This window comes from Streptomyces kronopolitis, assembly GCF_050953795.1.
Lineage (GTDB): Bacteria > Actinomycetota > Actinomycetes > Streptomycetales > Streptomycetaceae > Streptomyces > Streptomyces kronopolitis_A.
This window is the reverse complement of sequence record NZ_CP191850.1, coordinates 3,641,646-3,663,857: the sequence shown is the minus strand read 5'-3', so window position 1 is coordinate 3,663,857 and position 22,212 is coordinate 3,641,646. Positions and strand designations below refer to the sequence as shown.

Below are 22,212 nucleotides of genomic sequence, written 5' to 3'. Positions count from 1 at the left end.
CCTCCTCGGGGCGGCGGGGTCGGTTCGGCCCGGGGTCTTGTGTTCGTACCGGGTCTGCTCAAAAATCTAACGGTCCGTCAGAAACTGTGGGAGGGGCTGGACATGGGGAACTTCTTGGCCGGCAAGGTGATCGCCGTCACGGGGGCGGGCCGGGGCATCGGCCGGGCGGTGGCGCTGGCCTGCGCGGCACAGGGCGCACGGGTGGTCGTCAACGACTACGGGGTCTCCATAGCGGGCGGTGAGCCGAGCAGCGAGGTCGCCGAGGCCGTGGTCAAGGAGATCCAGGCGGCGGGCGGCGTGGCGACCGCGGTCGCCGACGACGTGTCCACCATGGCCGGCGGCCAGCGGATCGTGGACACCGCGCTGGCACAGTACGGGGCGATCGACGGTGTGGTGTGCGTGGCCGGGATCCTGCGGGAGCGGATGCTGTTCAACATGTCCGAGGAGGAGTGGGACCCGGTCGTCGCCACGCATCTGAAGGGGACGTTCACGCTCTTCCGGGCGGCCTCGGCGGTGATGCGCCGGCAGGGGTCGGGCACCCTGCTGGGCTTCACCAGCGGCAACCACCAGGGGTCGGTCTCCCAGGCCAACTACGCCTCCGCGAAGGGCGGGATCATCTCGCTGGTGCGCAGCGCCGCGCTGGGCCTGCACAAGTACGGGGTGACGGCCAACGCGGTGGCGCCCGTCGCGCGGACGCGGATGTCGGCGAACGTGCCGACCGAGCTGACGGAGATCGGCGAGCCGGAGGACGTGGCGGCGCTGGTGGTCTATCTGCTGAGCGAGCGGGCCCGGGAGATCACCGGGCAGGTCTACACCGTGGCCGGGCCCAAGATCGCCGTATGGGCGCAGCCGCGGGAGCTGCGGTCCGTGTATGCCGACGAGGGCGGGTGGACGCCGGAGCGGGTGGCGGACGTGCTGCCGGGGTCGGTGGGCACCGATCCGATGCCGATGCTGGCGCAGCTGTCGCAGATGGCCGCCGCGGCCGCGGCCAAGGCGCGGCCCAACCGGTAACCGCGGGGGCGCAAGCGGCAGGCGGGGCCCGTGCGGGGGCGGTCGGCGGTGGGTGCGTGGGAGGGCGGCGTGGACTTCGGTTTCGGGCATGCGGACGACCGGTTCCGGGCGGAGGCCCGGGACTGGCTCGGGAGTCATCTGGTGGGGCCGTACGCCGAGTGGGCGGGGCGCGGCGGTCCCGGCAGCGAGCACGAGGGGGCCGCGGTGCGCCGGGCCTGGGAGCGGGAACTGGGGGCCGGCGGCTGGATCGGGCTCGGGTGGAACTGCCCGGAGGGCGCGTACGGGAGCCGGCCGGTGAGCCTGATCCGGCAGGTGGTCTGGGCCGAGGAGTACGCGCGGGCCGGGGCGCCGGGGCGGGTGGGGCACATCGGGGAGAACCTGCTGGCGCCGACGCTGCTCGCGCACGGCGACGAGGCGCAGCGGCGGCGGTTCCTGCCGCCCGTCGCCCGGGGCGAGGAGCTGTGGTGCCAGGGCTACAGCGAGCCGGACGCGGGCTCGGACCTGGCGGCGCTGCGGACGGTGGCGGTCCGCGACGGCACCGGGTACCGCGTCACCGGGCAGAAGATCTGGACCTCGCTGGCCCGGGAGGCCGACTGGTGCTTCGTGCTGGCGCGGACCGATCCGGGCGAGCGGCGGCACCGGGGGCTTTCCTTCCTGCTGGTGGCGATGGACCAGCCGGGGCGGATCGAGGTGCGGCCGATCCGGCAGATGTCCGGGACGGCGGAGTTCAACGAGGTGTTCTTCGACGGCGCGGTGGCCGGGCACGTGGTCGGCGGGGAAGGGGCCGGCTGGCGGGTCGCGATGGAGCTGCTGGCGCAGGAGCGGGGGGTGTCCACGCTGGTGCAGCAGATCGGGTTCGCCGCGGAGCTGTCCGCGGTGCTCGCCGCCGCGCTCCGGAGCGGCACGCTCCGCGATCCGGTGCTGTGTGAGCAACTCGTGCGTCAGTGGGCCGAGTTGCGGGTCATGCGCTGGAACGCGCTACGGACCCTGGGCGCGGCCGGGGACGCCGGTGCGCCGAGCGTCGCCAAGCTGCTGTGGGGCGGCTGGCACCAGCGGCTCGGGGAGCTGGCGATGCGGGTGCGGGGCGCCGCGGCCGCGCTGGGCCCCGTCGACTGGAGCGCGCGGGAGCCGTACGCACTCGACGCGTGGCAACGGCTGTTCCTCTTCACCCGGGCCGACACCCTCTACGGCGGCTCGGACGAGATCCAGCGCAACATCATCGCCGAGCGCGTGCTCGGCCTGCCCAGAGTGGAGCGGTGATGAGAGGCGTCATATTCGACGGCGAGCGGCCGCGGGTCGTGGACGACCTGGAGGTACGGGCGCCGGGGCCGGGCGAGGTGCTGGTCGGGATCCGGGCCGCGGGCCTGTGCCACAGCGATCTGTCGGTGATCGACGGGACCATCCCGTTCCCGGTGCCGGTGGTGCTGGGGCACGAGGGGGCGGGGGTGGTGGAGGCCGTCGGCGCGGGCGTCGATCATGTAGTGCCCGGCGACCATGTCGCGCTGTCGACGCTGGCCAACTGCGGGGCGTGCGCGGAGTGCGACCGGGGGCGGCCGACGATGTGCCGCAAGGCGATCGGGATGCCCGGCAAGCCGTTCCGGCGCGGGGAGAGCGAGCTGTTCAACTTCGCGTCGAACTCGGCGTTCGCGGAGCGCACGGTCGTCAAGGCGGTGCAGGCCGTCAAGATCGCCCGGGACATTCCGATGGCGTCGGCCGCGCTGATCGGGTGCGGGGTGCTGACCGGGGTGGGGGCGGTGCTGAACCGGGCGAAGGTGGACCGCGGGGACTCGGTCGTGGTGATCGGCGCCGGCGGCATCGGCCTCAATGTGCTCCAGGGGGCGCGGATCGCCGGGGCGTCGACGATCGTGGCGGTGGACGCCAACCCCGCCAAGGAGGCGGTGGCCCGGCAGTTCGGGGCGACGCACTTCCTCGACGCGTCGGCGGTGGCGGACGGCGTCAAGGCGGTGAAGACGATCCTGCCGACCGGCGCCGACCACGCCTTCGAGTGCGTGGGCAGCACCCGGCTGATCCGGCAGGCCGTCGACCTGCTGGACCGGCACGGCCAGGCGGTGCTGCTCGGGGTGCCGCCGGCCACCGCCGAGGCCTCGTTCCTGGTGTCCTCGATGTATCTCGACAAGTCGATCCTGGGCTGCCGTTACGGGTCGGCGCGGCCGCAGCGGGACATCGCGCTGTACGCCCGGCTGTACCGCGAGGGGCGGCTGCTGCTGGACGAGCTGGTGACCCGGACGTACCCGGTGGAGGACTTCGCGAAGGCGGCGGACGACGCGCACCACGGGCGGGTGGCGCGGGGGGTGCTGACCTTCGGCTAGGAGGCGGGGCGCCGCGGCTGCCGGCCCGGTGGCCGCCCGGCGTGCCGCGGCGGGGATCTTACGGGCCGGGGGCGCGCGGGCGGCGGGGGTCGGGGTGTCGTGACGCGTCAGCCGTCCGCGCTCACGGACGGAACCGGCCGAAGTCGCCCCGGTGGAAGAGGAGCGGGCCGGTGCGGGCGGCGGCCGGATCCGTGCCGAGGGCCTCGACCCGGCCGACCACGATCAGATGGTCGCCGCCGGTGTGCACGGCATGCACCGTGCAGTCGATCCAGGCCGGGACGTCCGCCAGCCGGGGCGAGCCGGTCGCCGGCGCGGGCCCGTGGGAGACGCCGGCGAACTTGTCGCCACCACTGACCGCGAACCCGCGGCACAGCGCGCCCTGGCCGGCGCCGAGGATGTTGACGCAGAACACGCCGGCGCGGGCGATCCGGGGCCAGGTGGTCGACGTACGGCCCACCATGAACGCCACCAGCGGCGGATCGAGGGACAGCGAGGCGAAGGACTGGCAGGCGAAGCCGGCCGGGTCCGGCTCCCCGGGAGCCGTGATGATCGTGACGCCGCTGGCGAAGTGCCCCAGGACGGCGCGGAATTCGGCCGGATCCAGCGGGGCGCGCTCGTCGTCGCGCACGGCGCGCAGCGCGGGCCGCGGTGGCGCGGAGGGCGGTGCGGCGGCCGTGGTGGGCGCGCCGACGGAGCGCAGATACCGCACGGCCGTGGCCGCCATTCCCGCATGTCCCATCATGCCTTTCATTGAATCTGATGCAGCGTCAGATGTGAAGGGCGGTGCGGCGGCGGGCCACCCGCACGTGTGGTTTACCGGTGGATCGGACCTGGTCTCGGTGGATTCGCGCGAGATGGCCGGCGGATTCCCGATTGCGCCCCGCTCGCACGGGCAGTCTCCTGCTCGGCCGCGACCGCGGCCGCACACGGGGGAGAGTTGCGGTACATGGCCGATGCGAGACCGACGCCGACTTCGCCCGCCGCGTCACCCACCTTCGACGAGGTCTTCTGCGGGCTGCTGCCCCGCCTCTACCGGAGAGCGGTGATGCTCGCGGGATCGAGACAGACCGCGGAGGACGTGGTGCACGAGGCCTACCTCAAGCTCGCCCGCCGCCCCCAGCGCTTCCTCGCCCACCCGGAGCCGTACGCCTACGCCTTCACCGCCGTGCTCAACGTCGCCCGCGACGCGCACCGCAAGGACCGGCGTCAGGTGCTGGTCGACGGCATGGCGGAGGTCGAGGAGACCGGTGCGGGCGGGGCGGCCGCGGGCGCCGGGCCCGGCGGCTGGGACGGCGGGGTGGAGCGCCGGCAGGCCGAGATCGAGGCGGTGCGCCTGCTGCGGAAGCTGTCGCACCGGCAGGCCGGCATCGTCATCCTCGTCGACCTCGACGGCTACACCCTCGACCAGGCCGCGAAGATCATGAAGGTGCATCGGGGCACCGCCGCCCGCCATCGCGCCCGCGCGCTGGACAGGCTGCGTGCCCTCCTCGTTGAATCCGAGCACGGGCAGGCCGGGAGGTGAGCGGCGCGGTGGGTGTGGGGTCACGCCACGACGGTGGTGCGGGCGGCGGCGGACGGGACGCCGGGGGCGGCCGGGGGGACGGCGCCGGGGACGATGCCGGGGCGCTGTTGCGCTCACGGCTGCGGCGCGCGGACGAACAGATCGAGACCCCGCCCGGCCTCTGGGACCGCGTCAAGGGGCCGGGCGCCGGGCCGGTGCCGTGGGCGGTGACGCCGCCCCGGAGGCGGCCGTACGCGGTCGTGCTCGCGGTGGCCGCCGCGGTCGCCGCGGTGCTGCTGGGGGTGTGGTGGCTGGTGCGCCCCGGGCCGGTGGCCCTGCGGCCGGCCGGGCCGCCCCGGACGGTGAAGATCGATGTCTACAACAGCGAACGGGCCTGCCGCACCGGCCGTTCCCTGGAGTGCGCGCTGCGGCTGGCCAGGGACCCGCGCACCGCGTACGCCGCCCGCGGCAACGCCGCGGGGCGGGTCTGGCACGGCGACGAGGTGACCGCGCGCTGTGTGGTGACGGACGGCCTGCTGATCCGCGACGAGGCCGGTGTCACCTCCACCCGCTGGTATCTGGTCACCAGCGGGCAGGGCGTGCGGGGATGGCTCCCGGGGGTGCGGACGCGCAACACCCGCGAAGTGGCGGAGTGCGCGGACGACATGCCGTAGGCGGGCGCGGGGTGGAGCGAGGCCCGGCCCGGTGCGGTGGGGCGCCGGTCAGCGGCCCCGGTACACCGGGTCGCGGCGCGCCACGAAGGAGGCGACCCCCTCCCGGGCGTCCGCCGTCGTCATGTTGATCTCCTGGGCGGTGGCCTCCGCGGCCAGCGCCGTGGCCCGGTCGCCGTCGAGCGAGGCGTTGACCAGCTGCTTGGTCAGCGCCAGCGCGCGGGTCGGGCCGGCCGCCAGCCGCTCGGCCCACTCCTGTGCCACCGCCGCGAGTTCGCCGTCCGGGACGACCCGGTTGACCAGCCCCAGCCGCTGCGCCTGCGCGGCCGGCACCGCGTCGCCGAAGAACAGCAGCTCCTTGGCGCGCTGCGGACCGATCAGCCGCGGCAGGAGGTAGGCGCCGGCGCCGTCCGGGACCAGGCCGCGGCGCACGAACACCTCGATGAAGCGGGCCGATTCGGCGGCCAGCACCAGATCGCAGGCGAGCGCGAGATGGGCACCCAGCCCGGCCGCGGTGCCGTTGACGGCGGCGAGGACCGGCTTCTCGCAGTCCAGCACGGCCGTGACGAGCCGCTGGGCGCCGTGGCGGATCATCCGGGCGACATCGCCGGCGACCCGCTCCCCGGTGGCGGGCGCGCCGCGCAGATCGGCGCCGGCGCAGAAGCCCTTGCCGGTGGCGGTCAGGACGACGGCGCGTACGTCCGGGTCGGCGGAGGCGTCGGCGAGCCGGTCGATGAGGCGTTCGCGCTGCTCCCAGGTGACCGCGTTCAGCACGTCCGGCCGGTTGAGGGTGAGCCGGCGGACGCCGTTGTCAGTGGTCTCGAGTATCAAGGAGTCGACGGGATCCGCGCGGTCGGCGGCGGGCCCGTCGGCCCCGGCGGGTCCGCCGGGCGCTTCGGGGGGAACGGACGCGGGGGACGGTGAGCGGGTCATGGGGGAGCGGCTCCAAACGGGACGGCGGGGGGTGCGCGGTGCGGTGCGGTCAGGGGCAGACGGCGAGGGCGTCCAGGGCCACGGCGCCCTCGCCGCGTGGCAGGACCACCAGCGGATTGATGTCCAGCTCGGCGAGTTCACCGTCGAGTTCCAGGGCCATCCGCTGCACCCTGAGCACGACCTCGACCAGGGCATCGACATCCGCGGGCGGCGCGCCGCGCACGCCGTCCAGGAGGGCGTGGCCGCGGAGTTCGCCGAGCATCGCGCGCGCCTGGTCCTCGCCGAAGGGCGGCACGCCCACCGCGACATCCCGCAGGACCTCCACCAGCACCCCGCCCAGGCCCACGGTCACGGTCGGTCCGAAGAGGCTGTCCCGGGTGACGCCGACGACCATCTCTACGCCGCGCTCGATCATCTGGCAGACCAGCACCCCGTCCAGCGGCACGTCCTCGTAGCGGGCGATGTCGGTGAGCTCGCGATAGGCGTCCCGGATCTGGCTGGCCGAGGTCAGACCGACCTTGACCAGGCCGAGTTCGGTCTTGTGCGCCAGCTGCGGCCCGGAGGCCTTCATCACCACGGGGTAGCCGACCAGGCTCGCCGCCCGTACGGCAGCGGCCGCGCTGGTCACCAGCTGTTCGCGCGGGACGCGGATGCCGTAGGCGCGCAGCAGCTGCTTGGCGGCGTGCTCGCTGAGCTGCTGGCCCGGGCGCATCAGGGCCCGTGCCTTGCGGGCGGAGGGGGACAGGACCCGCGGGGCGTCCTCGAAGGGGGAGCGGTAGCCGGCCGCGAAGCGGTGGTGGTCGAGATAGGCGCGGACGGCGGTGACGCAGTTCGCGAAGGTGCGGAAGGTCGCCACCCGCGAGGACCCGAGGAGCGTGCTGCGGTAGGCCTCCTCCGTGCCGACCGGCGAGCCCCACACCACACACACCAGCTTGTCCGTGCGCTCCGCCGCGTCCACCAGATCCCGCGCGAGCTTGTCGCTCATCGGCGGGAAGGGCCCGGTGATCGGGCAGATCAGGACGCCGATGGACGGGTCGGCCAGCAGCGCTTCGATGATCTTCGGTCCGCGCCAGTCGCCGACCGGGTGCCCGCCGTTGTCGACCGGATTGGCGACGCTGAGATAGTCCGGTATCCACTGGTGCAGTTCGGCCTGCTTGGCGTCGCCGAGGGTGGGCAGCCGCAGCCCCGCCGCTGTCGCCAGGTCGGCGAAGTGGGCGCCGGTGCCGCCGGAGATCGAATAGACCGCGACGCCCTCGGCGGTGGGCTTCCGGGCGCGGGCCAGCAGCGCGGCGGTGTCCTGCAGCTCGTCCAGCCCGTCCACCCGGATCACGCCGAACTGCCGCATCGCGGCGTCCACGACCCCGTCGGCGCCGGTCAGTTTGCCGGTGTGCGAGGCGGCGGTCCGGGCGCCGGCCTCGGTACGGCCGACCTTGACGGCGACGACGGGCACCTTGTTGCGGGCGGCGCGGTCGGCGGCGAGCAGAAAGCTGCGGCCGTCCTTGAGCCCTTCCACATACGCGGCGATGGCGCCGACCTCGGGCCGGGTGGCGAAGTAGGAGAGGAAGTCGGCGGTCTCCAGGTCGGCCTCGTTGCCGGTGGGGGCCCAGTGCGAGAGGCGGATGCCCAGTTCCTGGAGGCTGAAGACCGGCCGGCCCTGGTGGCCGGACTGCGTGATGAGGGCGATGGCCGGGCCGTCGAGGTCCGTGCGGAACTTCTCGAAGGCGTTGAGGTTGGTGTTCGGGCCGAGCAGCCGCAGGCCGGCGCGGGCGACGGCCTCGGCCAGCCGGGCCTGGGCGGCCGCGCCCCGCTCGCCGGTCTCGGCGAAGCCGGAGGCGAAGGCCACCGCGAACTTCACCTTGGCCTCGCCGAGTTGCTCGATGACCGGCAGCGGGTCGCCGACCAGCAGGACGGCGAGGTCGACGGTCTCCGGCAGGTCGGCGACGGTGGCGTGGCAGGGCCGCCCGAAGACCTCGGCGCGTCCGGGGTTGACCGGATGGAGCCGGGCCCCGACGCGTTCGGCCCAGGCGATCAGCTGGCGGGTGATGCCGGTGTTGGGGCGGCCCTCGCTGTCCGAGGCGCCGACCACCGCCACCGACTCGGGCCGGAAGAAACGGTCCAGGTCGGGCACCGGGGCGTGCAGCGGTCGCCCGCTGACGTCGCGGTCGGTGGCGCCGGTGCCCTGTCCACCGTCGCCGGGTTGCGGTTCACTGATGCCGTGGACGGTGTGTGGTCGTTGCTCCCCACAGGCCACGACGCGGGCCGGACGGGAGTGCGTGGTGAGGGTGCCGTGAGTCGATCCAAGCATCGCAGACGCCCGCTCCTGTGAGACGGCTCTGATTACCTGACACTCAGTCAGATTACTTGAACTGACGCTGCGTCAGGAATATGGGTGCACGCTAAACATTGGGGCGGGGCCCGGCTGTCCGGCTGCCCGGCGCCGGGAGCCGAAGCCCGGGGGCGGGGTCCGGCTGTCCGGGGTCCGGAGCCGAAGTCGGGGGGGCCGAAGCCCGAAGCCCGAAGCCTGGGGTCCGAAGTCCAGGACTCGGGGGCCGAGAGTCGGCCCTCTTGCGCGCCCGCCCCGGATCGGCTGGACTGACGTACCGTCAGAATTGCGATCCGGTGGAGCCGGTGAGCGCGGGCCGGTGGGTGCGGGAGGGGTGCCGGGATGGGGAAGACCGGGCGTGGAGGGGACGGGCCGGCGCGGGCCGCGGCACGTTTCGACCTGCCGGAGAGCGATGCCTTCACCCGTCCGTACTGGGAGGCGGCCGCCGAAGGGCGGCTGCTGCTGCGCCGGTGCCGGGCGAAGGGGTGCGGCGCTGCCCACCACTACCCGCGCGAGTTCTGCCCGTACTGCTGGAGCGAGCACGTCGGCTGGGAAGCGGCCACCGGCCGGGCCACGCTCTACACCTGGTCCGTCGTGCACCGCAACGACCTCCCGCCCTTCGGCGACCGGGTCCCGTACACCGCGGCCGTCGTCGATCTCGCCGAGGGGCCGCGGATGATGACCGAGATCACCGACTGCCCCGAGTCCGCGCTGCGGATCGGGATGCCGCTGCGGGTGCACTTCCGCGACGCGGGGGCGACGGACGGCGCGGACGCCGGCGCCGGGTTCGCCGTCCCCGTCTTCCGGCCCGCCTGATACGCGTTCGGCCCCGGCGGTTTCCGGTGGCGGGCCGTCCGGGCGCGCGGCATGCCGAGGCCGTGCCGATCCGTACGGCGCGACCGCGGCCGGCCGGCCCGCCATCCGGCCCTTTCGCCACGCCATCGTGGCGGCCGGGGAGACCTCCACCTCTCAGCGGGACCTCGGCGAGGCGACGGCCCGCGACATGTGGCTGCTCGCACCGCCCGGCCGCCCGGCCGCACGGTCGTCGCCGTCGACGATGCCGGGGCGGTGTTCGGTACCGCCAAGACGAACCCCCACCACATGGGCGGCGCCTCGCACCTCGCCGGCGCCGGCTTCATGGTCGACCCGCGGCACGGGGGCCGGGGCGTCGGGCGTGCACCGGGGCACCACGTACTGGACCGGGCCCGCGCCGAGGGCTACCGGGCGATGCAGTTCAACGCCGTGGTGGAGACCGACGCCGGCGCCGTCGCGCTCCGGGAGTCCCCGGGCTTTGAGATCATGACGACCCTGCCCGAGGGCTTCCGGCACCCCACCGCGGGCTGTGTGGGGCTGCACATCATGTACCGGCGGCTGTGAGGCCGGCCGCCGTTCGCCCTACGGCCAGAGCAGTTCCCGCACCCAGTGCCCACCCTCGCGGCGGTAGTTGAGGCGCACATGCCGGCGCTGCGCGTCGCCCTGGAAGAACTCGACCTCCTCGGGGTGCAGCACATACAGCGTCCAGGTCGGCACCGGCGCCTCCGGTTCGCGCCGGGCCCGCTCCCACGCCGCCTCCGAGGCACGCGCCAGCTCCTCGGCCGAGCCGAGCACCTCGCTCTGCCGGCCGACCAGCGCCGCCGCCAGCGCGCCCGTGGAGCGGCGGTGCAGATCGGCCGCGCTCTCCTCGGGACCCGCCGCCGTCACCGGTCCGCAGACCCGTACCTGGCGGCCGACCGCCGGCCAGTAGAAGCCGAGGGCCGCCCATGGCCGTTCCTGAAGCTCGCGGGCCTTGCGGCTGCCGCGGTGCGAGGCGAAGTGCCAGCCCTGCTCGTCGGCGTCGTGCAGCATGAGGGTGCGGACGGACGGGGTGCCGGCCGCGTCTGCCGTGGCCAGGGTCATGGTGTGCGGCTCGGTGACGCCGGCCTCGGCGGCCTCCCGCAGCCACTGCCGGAACAGCGGCAGCGGCGCGGCGGGCGCCGCCGCCGGGTCGAACGACGGCAGCTCGGTGTCCCAGACCCGCAGCCCGCGCAGCAGTTCATGGAACGCGCGGGCCCCGGCGTCGTCGGCAGGCTGCGCCGCCGGGCCGCCGGCGGAAGGGGTGTCCCGGGTCTCCCGGTGCGCGGGGTGATCGCTCATGCCGGGCAGCGTACGGCGGTGGGCGCACGCGGCGGGGGAGCGGGTGGCGCACGAGGCCCCGGAGGACACCGGGGGGCGGCTCAGAGCAGTTCGAGGGTGTCCCCGAGCCGCACCCGTCCCGGCTGCGCCACCGTGGCCAGCGCGTCCAGCCGCATGTCGTGTGCCTGCGCGAGGGCACGCAGGATGCGCGGGGAGTGCGGCAGGTCCTGCTGGGCCTCGTTGGTCATCAGGCACCGCTCACTGGCGCGCTCGAACCGGAGGCGCAGGGTCTCGCCGATGCGGGCGGTGCCGCCGAACCACTCGTCCTCGACGAACGCGGGCGTGCCCGGCGGCGTCCGCACCAGCAGGTTCGGCCGGAACCGGCGCTCGTCGACGGGCACGCCGGGCACGGCCGCGCGGACCCAGTCGAGGGTGGCGGTGGTCAGGAGGCTGACGGGGAGCTGGTCGAAGTGCGAGACCGCCTCCTCACGGGCCACTTCGACATCGTCGCGGCCCAGATGGCGCCGCACGTAGGCGGTGGCGTCCGGTACCGGCTCGCCGTTCGGGTCCAGCAGCTCGGGCGGCCGTCCGACCGCCCCGCCGGGGTAGCGGGACCGCAGCCGCAGCAGTCCCGGCATGCGGCGGAAGCGGCGGGTGTTCTTGCCCGAGCCGAACTTGCCCTCGGCGTCCCGCACCGCGTAGAGCCGGTCGCCGAGGAGGCCCCGGGCGTCGACGGCGGCCTCGTCCAGCAGCTCACCGCCGGTGGACTTGAGGGGGTACCGCCAGATCCGTTCGATGGTGCCCAGCGTCCTGCCCGGCGTCCCGCCCATGTCCCGTTCCCCCTCGTGCGTGGCGTCGTGTCGTGCGCGGCTTCTCAGGTGGCTTCCACGGCGATCCGTGCCCCGAAGCCGAGGAGCACCACGCCCGTCACGCGGTCCAGCAGGTGGCGCACCCGGGGCCGTTCGAAGACCGCGCGCGCCCGGGAGACCAGGTAGGCGTAGGTCCCCAGCCAGGTCAGGGTCAGTGCCGCGTGCAGCAGGACCAGCAGTCCCATGCCGGCCGTCGTGGACAGTCCGTGCGGGGCGAGCGTGGGCAGCAGACCGGTGTAGAAGACGGCGATCTTCGGGTTGAGGACATTGGTGGCCAGGCCCGTGAGGTAGGCGCGCCCCACGCGCGTGGTCCGCGGCCCGCCGGCCGGCCGCGCCGAGCGGCGGCTCTGCCACAGCGCCTGCAGGCCGAGGACGACCAGGTACCCGGCGCCCAGGATCTTGACCACGAAGTACGCCTGTGCCGAGGCCGCGAGGACGGCGGCGAGCCCGACGACGGTGCACCCGCCCCACACCAGGAGCCCGGTGGTGATGCCGGCGGCGGCGCGCAGGGCCTCCGCCCGGCCGCCGGTGAGGGCGCGCTTGGTGACCACGGCCATGTCCGGCCCCGGCACCACGGTCAGCAGGGCGAGCACGCCGGCCGCCGCGAGGGTCTGCATCCACATGGGAGCAAGTCTGCGGTGCGTCGGCCGCTCCGCGGTGTGAGAACGGCCACGGACGGGCCGGCCGGCGCCCCGGCACCGTCGGCACCATCGGCCCCGGGCCCGTCCGGAAGTGCGGTGCCATCGAGGACACTTCCTGTCCTCGATGCTCGTTAGCGTGGCCCCGGCAGCGTCACTCGTGAGGGAGATCCGATGAGCGAGATCAGCAGCAACCAGCCGTTCGGGACGCCGACCTGGGTCGATCTCGGGGTGCCCGACCTGGACCGGGCGCAGGAGTTCTACCGCGCGCTGTTCGGCTGGGAGTACGCGCCGCTGCCGACGGCGAACGGCCCGCTCGCCCTGTGTCTGCTGCGCGGACGGCGGGTGGCGTCACTGCGTCCCCGCTCCGCCGCGGATGCCGCCGGCGAGTCCTGGTGGCTGCCGTATCTCGCCACCGACGACTGCGACGGAGCCGTCCGGCGGATCACCGGGAGCGGCGGGAGCCTGCTCGCACCGCCGGCCGACCTGGCGGACCTGGCCCGCACTGCCGTCGTGACGGACTGCGTCGGCGCCCCCTTCGGCCTCTGGCAGGGGCAGGCGCTGCCGGGCTGTGAGCTGGTCAACGAGCCCTGCACGCTGGTCCGCAACGATCTGTCGTCCCCGGCCCCCGAGCCGGCCCGCCGCTTCTACGCCGGCGTCTTCGGCTTCACGCTCGACGGCAACGACGCCGTCCCCGACCTCGACTTCACCTTCCTGCGCCGCCCGGACGGCCATGAGATCGGCGGCGTCTTCGGCGCGCCGGCGGCCGAGGTGTCCCGCTGGCAGACCGTGTTCGAGGTGGCGGACACCGATGAGCTGGTCGCCCTCGCCCGCGCCGCGGGCGGCACGGCGGACGACCCCGAGGACGCCCCTTACGGGCGGATGGCCGCGGTCACCGACCCGTTCGGCACGGCCTTCAGCGTCATCACCCGCCCGCCGGTCCGGTAGGCCCGCTCACCGCCGGCGCTCCCGTCCCTCAGTCCCGCCCCAGCACCACCGTCCCCGAGGAACAGAACCAGCCCCCGGTGCCCGAGGCGACCGCCAGCCGGGGCGGGGCGCCGTCGGCCTTACGGACCTGGCGGTTCGGGCCGGCCTCGCCCCGCAGCTGGCGTACCGCCTCGACCAGCAGGAACAGCCCCCGCATCCCGGGGTGGCAGGCGGACAGCCCGCCGCCGTCGGTGTTGACCGGCAACTCCCCGTCCCGCAGCAGCCGCCCCGTCCCGACGAACGCGCCGCCCTCGCCCTTGGCGCAGAACCCCAGGTCCTCCAGCGTCACCAGGGTCATGTAGGTGAAGGCGTCGTACAGCTCGGCGAGATCGATCTCGTCGGGGCGGACCCCGGCGCGGTCGAAGGCCTGCCGGCCGGAGTCGGCCGCGGGCGAGACGGTGAAGTCGTCCCACTGCGACATGGTGGTGTGGGAGACCGCGGTGCCCGAACCGAGCACCCATATGGGGGGCTTGGCGAGGTCCTGGACGCGGTCCTCGGCGACGAGCAGCACCGCGCAGCCGCCGTCGGAGCGGATGCAGCAGTGCAGCATGGTGAACGGGTCGGCGATCACCGGGCCGCCGAGGACGTCGTCGACGGTGATCGGATCGCGGTACAGGGCCTCCGGGTTGGCCGCCGCGTTGGCCCGGGTCTGCACCGCGACCTGGGCCAACTGCTCCAGCGTGGTGCCGTATTGGTGCATGTGGCGGCGCGCCGCCATGGCGTACTTGGCGATCAGGGTGTGCCCGTAGGGGACCTCGAACTGCAGGGGGCCGCGGGCGCCGAAGGAGAGGTTCGAGGTGCGGCGCCCCGCCTTGATGTCGGCGCGGGCGGTGGAGCCGTAGACGAGGAGCACCGCGTCGGCATGGCCGGCGGCGATCGCCTCGGCGGCGTGCGCGGCCAGCACCTCCCAGGTGGCGCCGCCGACCGAGGTCGAGTCGACCCAGGTGGGGCGCAGTCCCAGGTATTCGGCGACCTCGATGGGTGCGAGGGTGCCCAGTCCGGCCGAGGCGAAGCCGTCGATCGCCGAGCGGTCCAGGCCGCTGTCGGCGAGCGCCCGGCGGGCGGCCTGGGCGTGCAGGGCGTACGGGGTGGCGTCGTCCACGCGTCCGCAGTCGGACAGGGCGACTCCGGCGACAGCGACCTTGCGATGCCCGTAAGGGGCCCCTGAAGTCATGAATCTGACGGTACATCAGATATGGGGTGCCGGGGCAGGGTGCGGGCGGCGGGCAGGCGGGGTCCGGACCAGGGTCGGGGGACGCCGCGACGGACCGGGCCGCACGACGGCCGGACGGGCGCCGCAGACATCTTAAAGCGATTATCGGAGATTTCGCGCAACCTTTAAATGCTTTCCCTGGGAGGGTATTCTCCGTTTGCGTGTGAAATTGCCGGCGAGGTGTGCGGCCGGTTCACTGCTCGCTGTTTGCCCATACGGCGGAGCAGGCATTTCCGTGTGCGGGATTCCTTTTCCCGCCGGCCCTGGGGAGTGTCATGTTCGCCTTTGTTTCACGTTCTTTCGAGCGCGCCCGGGAGCCTGGCTCCCTCGTATCCCCGCAGGCGCGGCAGCTATCGCTCTTCCGTCTGTGATCTGTGCCGGGGAATTCTCTCCATCGCGGCCGGGGTGAGTTCCCGCGCGGCCTACGGCGGCTGAGCACGTGGTGAGCCGCCGACTCATGCCCAGGTCACGGAGCGGTTATCGGCGATTCCGCCGCCACGCTCCCTTTCCCTTCCACGAGAACACCTTTCCTCGCCTAGCCAAGTGCATTTCCCTTCCAGTCCCACAGGAGGAATCGTGCGTCACTTCAACGTCAAGGGTTTCGTGCTGAGTGCGGTCACCGGATGCGCGGCCCTGATTTTCTGCGCGCAGCCGGCATCGGCCGCCGCCGGTTCCGGCGGCGGCCACTATCCTCCCGGCGAGGAAGTATTCCAGCTGACCGCGCAGCAGACCCAGGGCGCATTTGTCGACGTCGACGGATCGTCCGGCCCCAGTCTGGGCGATGAATTCGTCGTCAGCGGGAATCTGCTGCGCGGCACGACCGCGGTCGGCACCTACAGCGAGATCTGCACGCTGACCCGCACCGCTCCCGCCGATGAGTTCGACCTCCAGTGCACGGCCGACCTGAGCCTTGCCCAGGGGCAGCTCACCGTCCAGGGCCGCTTCACCGTCACCAGCGCCGGCCCCGGCGACATCGACCTCGCGATCACCGGCGGCACCGGGCGCTACCGCACCGCGCACGGCACCGTCCACGGCGTCACCACCAGCAGCACCGAAACGCGGCTCACGGTGCGCCTGATCCGCTGAGCCGGGCGGCAGGCGCCCGAGGGTGACCCCGGGGGAAACCCCGGGGTCACCCGGCGGAGGGGCGGCCGGCCTCCACGCGGGCTCGCCCGGGGCGGGTCCGCGAAGCCCCGCCCGGCCCGGACTTTGCCGGCTCGCCCTAGGAAAGTGCCCCGCCCGTCCTTAGTATGACGGCCCGTCAGATCGGAAGCCGGCGGCCCGTCGGACCGGACGGGTGTTGTCGCACGGTCGGGAGGAGCCCGCCGATGGATGCCGCGTTCACCGAGGAGCAGCACGAAATCCGCCGTACGCTGCGCGAACTGCTGCTCAAGCGCTGCGGCCCGGACAGCGTCAAGACGGCGGTGCGCACCCCGGAGGGGTACGACCGGGAGCTGTGGGGGGAGCTGGCGGGGCGGCTCGGACTGCCCGGGCTGGCGCTGCCGGCCGCGTACGGCGGCGTCGGCTGCGGACCCACCGAACTCGCCCTGGCCTGCGAGGAAACCGGCCGCGCCGTCCTTCCCTCGCCACTGATCGCCACCGCCGCGCTGGCCGCCCCGCTGATCCTCGCGCTCGGCAGTGCGCGGCAGCGCGCCGCACTGTTGCCGGCCCTGGCCTGCGGCGAGCTGACCGGCACGCTGGTCGTACCGGGCGGAGCGCTGGCCACCGCGCTGGCGCTGACCGGGCCCAACGACGGTGACTGGGCGGGCGGCGGCCGGGCCGGCGGGATCCAGGCACGGCCGGTGGACGGCGGCTGGCGGCTGTACGGCGAGGCCGGGCAGGTGCCGGCCGGGCACACCGCGGAGGTACTGGTGGTGGCCGCCCACGCCGGTGGGTTCACGCGCAGCCGCACCCTGCTCTTCGTCGTCCGGGTGGGGGAGAGCGGAGTGGCGGGCGGGGCGCGGGACGGCGGGGCCGGGGTGCCCGGTCTGCTGCGGACCCGGCAGACCGTGCTGGACGAGACCCGGGCGCAGGCCCGCCTCGAACTGCGGGAGGTGCCGGCCGAGTTGCTGGGGGAGGGCGCCGGTACGGATTCCGCGGTGACCGCGGCGCTCGCCGCGACCGGGGTGGTGGCGGCCGCGGCGCTGGCCGCCGAGGCCGTCGGGGCGGCCGACGCGGCGCTCGCCCGCACCGTCGCCCACGTCAAGGAGCGTGAGCAGTTCGGCCGGCCGATCGGCTCCTTCCAGGCGGTGCAGCACCGCCTCGCCGATCTGTACGTCCGGCTCCAGGCGGCGCGTTCGGCGGCGTACTACGCGGCCTGGTCGGCGGGCGGCGCGGGCGAGCCCGGGGCGGCGGCGCTGGCGCTCGCCCAGGCGCTGGAGACGCTGCGCGCGGTGGCGGCCGAGACGGTGCAGCTGCACGGCGGGATCGGCTTCACCTGGGAGCACGAGGCGCATCTCTACTTCAAGCGCGCGGCCTGCGACGAACTGCTGCTGGGCCCGGTGCACCGGCTCCGGGCGCGGGCCGCCGAGGAGGCGGGGCTGTTCACGGGGGCCGGCGGGCCGGAGCGGGGTCGGCCACAGGCCCCCGCGTCCGAGGCGGTGGACGCCTGATGCCGGCCGGTGCGGGGCTGGTCCAGAAGATCTCCGCGACCCGGACGTTCGCCCGGATCGCGCCGCACGTCCTCCCCGGGCTGGACCGCGCCCTGCACCGGCTGACGCGGGGAAAGGTGCTGCTCAGCACCCGGATGCTGCCCGGCGTGGTGCTCACCGCGACCGGCGCGAGGAGCGGGCAGCCGCGGCGTACCCCGCTGGCGTGCCTGCCGCAGGAGGACGGCAGCTGGATAGTGGTCGGCAGCAACTTCGGGCGCCCGGGGCACCCGGCCTGGACCGGAAACCTCCTCAAGCACCCGGATGCCGAGGTGAGTTGGCGGGGCCGGGACGTGCCGGTGCGGGCCCGGCTGCTGACCGGCGGGGAGCGGGCGCTGGCCTGGCGGGCGGCGCTGGCCTTCTGGCCTCCGTACGCCGCGTACCAGGCACGGGTGGCGCGGGAGATACGGCTGTTCCGGCTGGAGCGGCGCTGAACGAGCCGCCCGGGGAGCGGTGTCCCTCCCCGGGCGATCTCCGGGCGCATACGGCAGCGGGCGCCGCGGTGGATCCCGGGGGATCGCGCGGCGCCCGCTGCGTGGGTAATACAGCTATGGCAGGACGGATACAGGACCGACGGCGAACCGTCCCGGGCACACCGGGACTTCGGGGCGCGGCGGCTTCTCGGGCCGCTTCCCCGGCTGCTGTCGCGGAGGCATTCTCAGGCGACGGAACTCACAAGAGGCGACGCTATTTGGTCGGCTTCTTTCCGGTGACGCCGAAGTGCACCAGCAGTGCCAGGTTCGGCTTGAGTTCCGCTTGCTTGACACCCCAGCTCTGGAAACCCTTCTGGTGTCCGGCGACGGCCGCCAGCATCGCGACGAGCGAGCCGGCCATGGCGGGCGCGCTCACGTCCTTGTCGACCTTGTTCTTGCTCTGGAGATCCTTGATGGAGTCCGTAAGAGAGTTGGTGACGGCATTCAGGATCTTCATGCGGATCTTGTAGAACCGCTTGTCCCCCTCGGCCGCGCCCAGGTCGACGACGCGCAGAATCGCATCGTGCCGACGCCAGAAGGAGAGGAAGCCCTCGACCAGCTCTTCCGCGGTCTGCCAGCCGGACTTGCCCACCCAGGAGCGTTCGGCGACAAGATCGGTCAGAGTGGCGCCTTCTTTGGCCATCTCCTCGGCGATTTCGAGGACAGCGCCCTCGACGTCCGGGAAGTACTGATAGAACGTAGCGGGTGAAGTCCCCGCTTTTCGGGCTACATCGATGACCTTGACGTCCCGATAGGGGGACGAACTGAGCATTTCGCTGAGGCAGTCGAGAAGCTTTTGCCGCGTCGCCTGTCCGCGGCGGCCGGCAACTCTGCCGTCGACGGTTCGCACTTGTCCTGTCATGCCGTCAGCTTACCGAGGGGTGATCGGAGCGCGATTTGGCTGCCTGCAAATGGGGATGGGGGAGTTCGGGTTGCGCAACCCGTCCGTAGGGGCGGGTGGCGGGTCCGGCCGTGGTCGCCACGGGCGCGGCCCCGCTTGGTCCGAACCGGTGAACCGTCTTATCAACAGGCTGTGGACAACTTTGGTGGATAAGTGGTCACCCCCTGTGCGGCAAGTGCTCCCCGATGGCCGTCAGTTGAACATTCGCCCCCTGTCCTGCCCGCCGTCGCCGGCCCCGCCGCGACCCCTGTGGATCGTTCAGGCATTCGAATGTTCCCCGGGCGGGGTGGCCGGAGCGCGGCTAGCGTGGGCGTGCGGCCGGGGTGGCGGTCGTCACTCTGTGTTGCCCGGCCCGCCTCGCGGTGCGATATCGGGAGGGGGCGGCGCCGAAGTGACCTTCGAACGCGCAGAATTGGGCCGGGGGACGCGGACCCGGGCCGAGGGCGGGAGCACGAGCCGGTGGGGGAGCGGTGCGCACGGTCGCGGGGAGGGCATGCTTTCGGCCACCGCGACCCGTACCTGCCGGAGAGTGTGAACCGCTTCCGCGGTAAGCCCGTCAAACGGAATGGTGAACGTCCATATATCGGGCGGCACCGCGCGAAGGACGTCCGCAACCGGCCGGTAACCCCCGCGGCAACCGCCCGTCGGCGGACGTATCGGAGCACGTCAGGCGGGGTTGGGTGACATCGGGTAACGGGCCCGGTGCGGACTACGGGGGGTATGCAGTGACACGGCGGACAGGCCCCGGGTTCGCAACCGTCGGCCCGGCCAGGAAGAATCAGCACGCGTACGGCCGTTTCGGCAGTCCTCGCCGTGGGTGGGGAGACGCCGCACGGGGCAGTGGCTCTCGGCGGCTCGTGGCTATGGAGAGTCGTTTTTCGCCCCACGGGGAGGTGGCAGGCAAGTGGTGGAGCAGCTGAAGCAGCTGACGCAGCACGATCCCCGGCGGATCGGCCCGTTCGAGGTGCTCGGCCGTCTCGGGGCCGGCGGCATGGGACTGGTCTATCTGGCGCGCTCGGCGTCCGGCCGGCGCGTGGCGATCAAGACGGTGCGTACCGAGCTCGCCGAGGACCAGCTGTTCCGGGTCCGCTTCACACGCGAGGTCGAGGCGGCCCGCGCGGTCAGCGGCTTCTACACCGCGGCCGTGGTGGACGCCGACCCGCGCGCAGCGGTGCCGTGGCTCGCGACGGCGTACGTCCCCGCGCCCTCCCTGGAGGAAATAGTCAATGAGTGCGGGCCGCTCCCGGCCCAGGCGGTGCGCTGGCTGGCGGCCGGCATCGCCGAGGCGCTGCAGTCCATCCACGGCGCGGGCCTGGTGCACCGCGACCTGAAGCCGTCGAACGTGCTGGTCGTCGAGGACGGCCCGCGGGTGATCGACTTCGGTATCGCCTCCGGGGTGTCCAACACGCGGCTCACGATGACCAACGTGGCCGTCGGCACGCCCGCCTACATGTCGCCCGAGCAGGCGCGGGACTCACGCAGCGTGACGGGCGCCAGCGACGTCTTCTCCCTCGGCTCCACGCTGGTCTTCGCCGCCACCGGGCACGCCCCGTTCCACGGCGCCAACCCCGTCGAGACGGTCTTCATGCTGCTGCGCGAGGGCCCCGACCTGGCCGGCCTGCCGGACGAACTGCGTCCGCTGATGGAGTCCTGCATGCAGATGGAGGCCGGCCAGCGGCCGTCCCCCGCCGATCTGCAGTCCCAGCTCGCGCCGCATCTCTTCGGCTCCGGCAGCGACGACAGCGGCACCGCCTCGGCCTGGCTGCCGGCCGGCGCGGTGGCGCTCATCGAGGGCCGGCGCGGCGGGCGCACCGCCGTACCCGCGGGCGGTCAGCGGGCCGGCTCCGGCCGTGCCGCGGGCCGTCCGGCCCCGGCCGCGCCGCCGGCCCCGCCCGCCTCGCCGCCGATGCCCGCGGCACAGCCCGTCCAGGCGCCGCCGCGGCCCGAGAGCGCCCCCGTCGGCGCGGAGTCCGGCTGGGGCGGCCGGCTCGGCGCGGGCCCCGGCGTGCACCGCGGCGGCGATCCGCGCGGTGCCCACCCCGGCCCGATGCCGCAGGCCGCGGTGCTCGGCCCGGAGGCCTCCACGGCCCGGGTGACCCCGGTCTCCGCGGCGCCGCCCGCCGGCGCCCTGGCCGCCCCGCCCGCCCCCGCGGACGGCGCGGCCGGCCCGGTACGCCTCGGCGGCTCGCCCGCCCCGATAGGGCCCGGTCCGCGCGCCGACGCCCCGGGGCCGCAGCCGCGCGCGCAGGCCGGTGCCGCCACGAACTGGGTGCGCCCGCCCGGCGCTGCTCCCGCCGGTGTGCCCGCGCAGGGTCCGGCGGCCGGCGGTCCGGCGGAGGGGCCGGGCCGCGGTGAGGCCGCGCCGTCCGCTCCGCCCGAGGCCCCGACCGCCGAGCCGGGCCGCTGGCGCCCCTGGCGGTTCCGGATGTCGAACGACGTCTGGGGCACCCCCGCCGTCGCCGACGACCTGCTGTACGTCACGTCCTTCGAGGTGCACGCGCTCGATGTGGCCAGCGGGCGCCGCAAGTTCAAGACCCGGGACGTCGCCTGGGCGATGGCGGTCGCGGACGGCCGGATCCATGCCTCGGACGGCCCCAGCCTGTACGCGCTGGACGCCGAGGACGGCAGCGACCGCTGGCGGCTGAACACCGAGGGCTGGGTCTACGCCCTCAAGGTCGACCACGGGACGGTCGTCACCAGCACCCGCGGCGGCGGCGTGCAGGCGTGGGAGGCCGGCACCGGCGAGCTGCTGTGGGAGACCGGCGGCGTCCAGACCGACTTCGAGAGCGCCGAGGCCGGGCCCGTGGTGCACGACGGCACGGTGTTCGTCTGGGCCGACGCGCGGCTGAAGGCGCTGGAGGCCCGTACCGGCGCCGAGCGCTGGTCCTATCCGATCGGCGACGCGGCGGCCTGCGGCGGGGTGCCGATGCGGCTGCTGCCCGCGTCGGACGGCGCGGTCTACGTGGTGGCCGGCACCCGGGTGCTGGCGATCGACATCGCCCGCGGCGACGTGCGCTGGCACTTCGAGGCACCCGCGGTGTTCCTGAGCCCGCCCGCCTTCGCCCCCGGCCCGGCCGTCACCGGCGGTGGGGTCTATCTGGCGGACTACCTCGGCACGGTCTACGCGCTGGACGCGGCGGACGGCCGCGACCGCTGGCGGATCGCCACCGAGGCGCGGCAGTCCACCGAACCGGTGCTGGTGGCGCACGGCGCGGTCCATCTGGGCAGCGGCAAGGCGCTCTACACCCTCGACGCGGTCACCGGCACCCCGCGCTGGCGGTTCCAGGCCGGCGCCGAGGTCGTGGGCGCCCCGGTCGTCGCGGAGGGCCGGGTGCACTTCGGCTCGGCCGACCACTGTCTCTACACGCTCGACGCGATGGGCGGCCAGCTGCGCTGGAAGCTGGAGACCGGCGGCGAGATCACCGGCTCCCCGGTGGCGGTCGGCGGAGTGGTCTACGCGTGCAGCAAGGACCGCTGTGTGTACGCGCTGGACGCGGCCAAGGGGACGGGGCTGGCGCGGCGTTCGTGACGCGCCGGCCGTGCGGGGCAGCGGCCCCGGCGGTCCGTGCCGTGCGGCGCCGCCGTGCGCGCCGTCACCGCCG

General features: G+C 74.2%; 19 protein-coding genes and 1 pseudogene. 12 read left to right on the top strand and 8 right to left on the bottom strand.

The genetic code is table 11. The annotated features are described in order from the left end of the window. Nucleotides 1-102 precede the first annotated feature (102 nt). The 3 genes from ACQP17_RS16005 to ACQP17_RS15995 all read left to right on the top strand — a co-directional run bounded on the left by ACQP17_RS16005 (nucleotide 103) and on the right by ACQP17_RS15995 (nucleotide 3,341). Complete coding sequence (locus tag ACQP17_RS16005) at nucleotides 103-1,011, top strand: SDR family oxidoreductase (protein ID WP_433856928.1); 909 nt, start codon at nucleotides 103-105, stop codon at nucleotides 1,009-1,011. A 69-nt stretch (nucleotides 1,012-1,080) separates the two neighbouring features. After that, nucleotides 1,081-2,271 (top strand): acyl-CoA dehydrogenase family protein, encoded by a 1,191-nt coding sequence (locus tag ACQP17_RS16000; RefSeq protein WP_433856927.1) that lies wholly within the window; start codon nucleotides 1,081-1,083, stop codon nucleotides 2,269-2,271. Beyond that, nucleotides 2,271-3,341 carry a Zn-dependent alcohol dehydrogenase gene (locus tag ACQP17_RS15995; RefSeq protein WP_433856926.1) on the top strand — a complete coding sequence of 357 codons (1,071 nt, stop codon included), beginning with the start codon at nucleotides 2,271-2,273 and terminating at the stop codon, nucleotides 3,339-3,341. The genes ACQP17_RS16000 and ACQP17_RS15995 overlap by 1 nt, the downstream gene beginning before the upstream one ends. Before the next feature lie 121 nt (nucleotides 3,342-3,462). Here ACQP17_RS15995 and ACQP17_RS15990 read toward each other — a convergent pair whose 3' ends face one another. Then, nucleotides 3,463-4,092 carry a flavin reductase family protein gene (locus ACQP17_RS15990; RefSeq protein ID WP_433856925.1) on the bottom strand — a complete coding sequence of 210 codons (630 nt, stop codon included), beginning with the start codon at nucleotides 4,090-4,092 and terminating at the stop codon, nucleotides 3,463-3,465. 195 nt (nucleotides 4,093-4,287) lie between these two features. On the opposite strand from ACQP17_RS15990, the gene ACQP17_RS15985 reads away from it, so the two are divergent. Together ACQP17_RS15985 and ACQP17_RS15980 are read left to right on the top strand one after the other, a co-directional pair. After that, a complete protein-coding gene (locus ACQP17_RS15985; protein WP_433856924.1) occupies nucleotides 4,288-4,863 on the top strand; it encodes an RNA polymerase sigma factor in 576 nt (191 codons plus the stop codon). A gap of 8 nt (nucleotides 4,864-4,871) precedes the next feature. Continuing rightward, nucleotides 4,872-5,516 (top strand): hypothetical protein, encoded by a 645-nt coding sequence (locus tag ACQP17_RS15980; protein WP_433856923.1) that lies wholly within the window; start codon nucleotides 4,872-4,874, stop codon nucleotides 5,514-5,516. A 48-nt stretch (nucleotides 5,517-5,564) separates the two neighbouring features. Here the strand turns inward: ACQP17_RS15980 and ACQP17_RS15975 are convergent, their stop codons facing one another. Further along, complete coding sequence (locus ACQP17_RS15975; protein WP_433856922.1) at nucleotides 5,565-6,446, bottom strand: enoyl-CoA hydratase/isomerase family protein; 882 nt, start codon at nucleotides 6,444-6,446, stop codon at nucleotides 5,565-5,567. Between the two features lie 49 nt (nucleotides 6,447-6,495). Then, entirely contained in the window at nucleotides 6,496-8,751 is a 2,256-nt protein-coding gene (locus ACQP17_RS15970; RefSeq protein ID WP_433856921.1) for an acetate--CoA ligase family protein, read from the bottom strand. Nucleotides 8,752-9,111: 360 nt separating this feature from the next. On the opposite strand from ACQP17_RS15970, the gene ACQP17_RS15965 reads away from it, so the two are divergent. Both ACQP17_RS15965 and ACQP17_RS15960 read left to right on the top strand, forming a co-directional pair. Further along, nucleotides 9,112-9,585 carry a Zn-ribbon domain-containing OB-fold protein gene (locus ACQP17_RS15965; RefSeq protein ID WP_433856920.1) on the top strand — a complete coding sequence of 158 codons (474 nt, stop codon included), beginning with the start codon at nucleotides 9,112-9,114 and terminating at the stop codon, nucleotides 9,583-9,585. 103 nt (nucleotides 9,586-9,688) lie between these two features. Beyond that, nucleotides 9,689-10,146: pseudogene (locus tag ACQP17_RS15960) on the top strand (N-acetyltransferase family protein). Nucleotides 10,147-10,164: 18 nt separating this feature from the next. On the opposite strand, the gene ACQP17_RS15955 reads toward ACQP17_RS15960, so the two are convergent. From ACQP17_RS15955 to ACQP17_RS15945, 3 genes are all read right to left on the bottom strand, one after another. Next, nucleotides 10,165-10,902 carry a pyridoxine/pyridoxamine 5'-phosphate oxidase gene (locus ACQP17_RS15955; protein WP_433856919.1) on the bottom strand — a complete coding sequence of 246 codons (738 nt, stop codon included), beginning with the start codon at nucleotides 10,900-10,902 and terminating at the stop codon, nucleotides 10,165-10,167. Nucleotides 10,903-10,982: 80 nt separating this feature from the next. Then, entirely contained in the window at nucleotides 10,983-11,711 is a 729-nt protein-coding gene (locus ACQP17_RS15950; RefSeq protein WP_433856918.1) for an MOSC domain-containing protein, read from the bottom strand. Nucleotides 11,712-11,755: 44 nt separating this feature from the next. Continuing rightward, nucleotides 11,756-12,373 (bottom strand): LysE family translocator, encoded by a 618-nt coding sequence (locus ACQP17_RS15945; RefSeq protein ID WP_433856917.1) that lies wholly within the window; start codon nucleotides 12,371-12,373, stop codon nucleotides 11,756-11,758. 189 nt (nucleotides 12,374-12,562) lie between these two features. On the opposite strand from ACQP17_RS15945, the gene ACQP17_RS15940 reads away from it, so the two are divergent. Then, on the top strand, nucleotides 12,563-13,336 hold the full coding sequence (locus ACQP17_RS15940) for a VOC family protein (protein ID WP_433856916.1): 774 nt from the start codon (nucleotides 12,563-12,565) through the stop codon (nucleotides 13,334-13,336). Between the two features lie 28 nt (nucleotides 13,337-13,364). Here ACQP17_RS15940 and ACQP17_RS15935 read toward each other — a convergent pair whose 3' ends face one another. After that, the gene (locus tag ACQP17_RS15935) at nucleotides 13,365-14,549 is read right to left on the bottom strand and encodes a thiolase C-terminal domain-containing protein (RefSeq protein WP_433856915.1); all 1,185 of its coding nucleotides are present in this window, start codon (nucleotides 14,547-14,549) and stop codon (nucleotides 13,365-13,367) included. Nucleotides 14,550-15,164: 615 nt separating this feature from the next. Between ACQP17_RS15935 and ACQP17_RS15930 the strand changes: the two genes are divergently transcribed. The 3 genes from ACQP17_RS15930 (at nucleotide 15,165) to ACQP17_RS15920 (ending at nucleotide 17,670) form a co-directional block, all read left to right on the top strand. Beyond that, the gene (locus tag ACQP17_RS15930; protein ID WP_433856914.1) at nucleotides 15,165-15,674 is read left to right on the top strand and encodes an allene oxide cyclase barrel-like domain-containing protein; all 510 of its coding nucleotides are present in this window, start codon (nucleotides 15,165-15,167) and stop codon (nucleotides 15,672-15,674) included. A gap of 242 nt (nucleotides 15,675-15,916) precedes the next feature. Beyond that, a complete protein-coding gene (locus tag ACQP17_RS15925; protein ID WP_433856913.1) occupies nucleotides 15,917-17,200 on the top strand; it encodes an acyl-CoA dehydrogenase family protein in 1,284 nt (427 codons plus the stop codon). After that, on the top strand, nucleotides 17,200-17,670 hold the full coding sequence (locus tag ACQP17_RS15920) for a nitroreductase/quinone reductase family protein (protein ID WP_433856912.1): 471 nt from the start codon (nucleotides 17,200-17,202) through the stop codon (nucleotides 17,668-17,670). The genes ACQP17_RS15925 and ACQP17_RS15920 overlap by 1 nt, the downstream gene beginning before the upstream one ends. Before the next feature lie 253 nt (nucleotides 17,671-17,923). Here the strand turns inward: ACQP17_RS15920 and ACQP17_RS15915 are convergent, their stop codons facing one another. Continuing rightward, nucleotides 17,924-18,571: a TetR family transcriptional regulator gene (locus tag ACQP17_RS15915; protein WP_006604963.1), complete on the bottom strand. Its 648-nt coding sequence runs from the start codon at nucleotides 18,569-18,571 to the stop codon at nucleotides 17,924-17,926. Nucleotides 18,572-19,514: 943 nt separating this feature from the next. On the opposite strand from ACQP17_RS15915, the gene ACQP17_RS15910 reads away from it, so the two are divergent. Beyond that, a complete protein-coding gene (locus ACQP17_RS15910) occupies nucleotides 19,515-22,139 on the top strand; it encodes a PQQ-binding-like beta-propeller repeat protein (protein ID WP_433856911.1) in 2,625 nt (874 codons plus the stop codon). Nucleotides 22,140-22,212: the final 73 nt, after the last annotated feature.

What these genes read in the sequence shown, in the direction of transcription:
- ACQP17_RS16005 (WP_433856928.1), top strand. Translation starts at nt 103, where the DNA reads ATGGGGAACTTCTTGGCCGGCAAGGTGATCGCCGTCACGGGGGCGGGC.
- ACQP17_RS15995 (WP_433856926.1), top strand. Translation starts at nt 2,271, where the DNA reads ATGAGAGGCGTCATATTCGACGGCGAGCGGCCGCGGGTCGTGGACGAC.
- ACQP17_RS15990 (WP_433856925.1), bottom strand. Translation starts at nt 4,092, where the DNA reads ATGAAAGGCATGATGGGACATGCGGGAATGGCGGCCACGGCCGTGCGG.
- ACQP17_RS15985 (WP_433856924.1), top strand. Translation starts at nt 4,288, where the DNA reads ATGGCCGATGCGAGACCGACGCCGACTTCGCCCGCCGCGTCACCCACC.
- ACQP17_RS15975 (WP_433856922.1), bottom strand. Translation starts at nt 6,446, where the DNA reads ATGACCCGCTCACCGTCCCCCGCGTCCGTTCCCCCCGAAGCGCCCGGC.
- ACQP17_RS15970 (WP_433856921.1), bottom strand. Translation starts at nt 8,751, where the DNA reads ATGCTTGGATCGACTCACGGCACCCTCACCACGCACTCCCGTCCGGCC.
- ACQP17_RS15965 (WP_433856920.1), top strand. Translation starts at nt 9,112, where the DNA reads ATGGGGAAGACCGGGCGTGGAGGGGACGGGCCGGCGCGGGCCGCGGCA.
- ACQP17_RS15955 (WP_433856919.1), bottom strand. Translation starts at nt 10,902, where the DNA reads ATGAGCGATCACCCCGCGCACCGGGAGACCCGGGACACCCCTTCCGCC.
- ACQP17_RS15950 (WP_433856918.1), bottom strand. Translation starts at nt 11,711, where the DNA reads ATGGGCGGGACGCCGGGCAGGACGCTGGGCACCATCGAACGGATCTGG.
- ACQP17_RS15945 (WP_433856917.1), bottom strand. Translation starts at nt 12,373, where the DNA reads ATGTGGATGCAGACCCTCGCGGCGGCCGGCGTGCTCGCCCTGCTGACC.
- ACQP17_RS15940 (WP_433856916.1), top strand. Translation starts at nt 12,563, where the DNA reads ATGAGCGAGATCAGCAGCAACCAGCCGTTCGGGACGCCGACCTGGGTC.
- ACQP17_RS15935 (WP_433856915.1), bottom strand. Translation starts at nt 14,549, where the DNA reads ATGACTTCAGGGGCCCCTTACGGGCATCGCAAGGTCGCTGTCGCCGGA.
- ACQP17_RS15925 (WP_433856913.1), top strand. Translation starts at nt 15,917, where the DNA reads ATGGATGCCGCGTTCACCGAGGAGCAGCACGAAATCCGCCGTACGCTG.
- ACQP17_RS15920 (WP_433856912.1), top strand. Translation starts at nt 17,200, where the DNA reads ATGCCGGCCGGTGCGGGGCTGGTCCAGAAGATCTCCGCGACCCGGACG.
- ACQP17_RS15915 (WP_006604963.1), bottom strand. Translation starts at nt 18,571, where the DNA reads ATGACAGGACAAGTGCGAACCGTCGACGGCAGAGTTGCCGGCCGCCGC.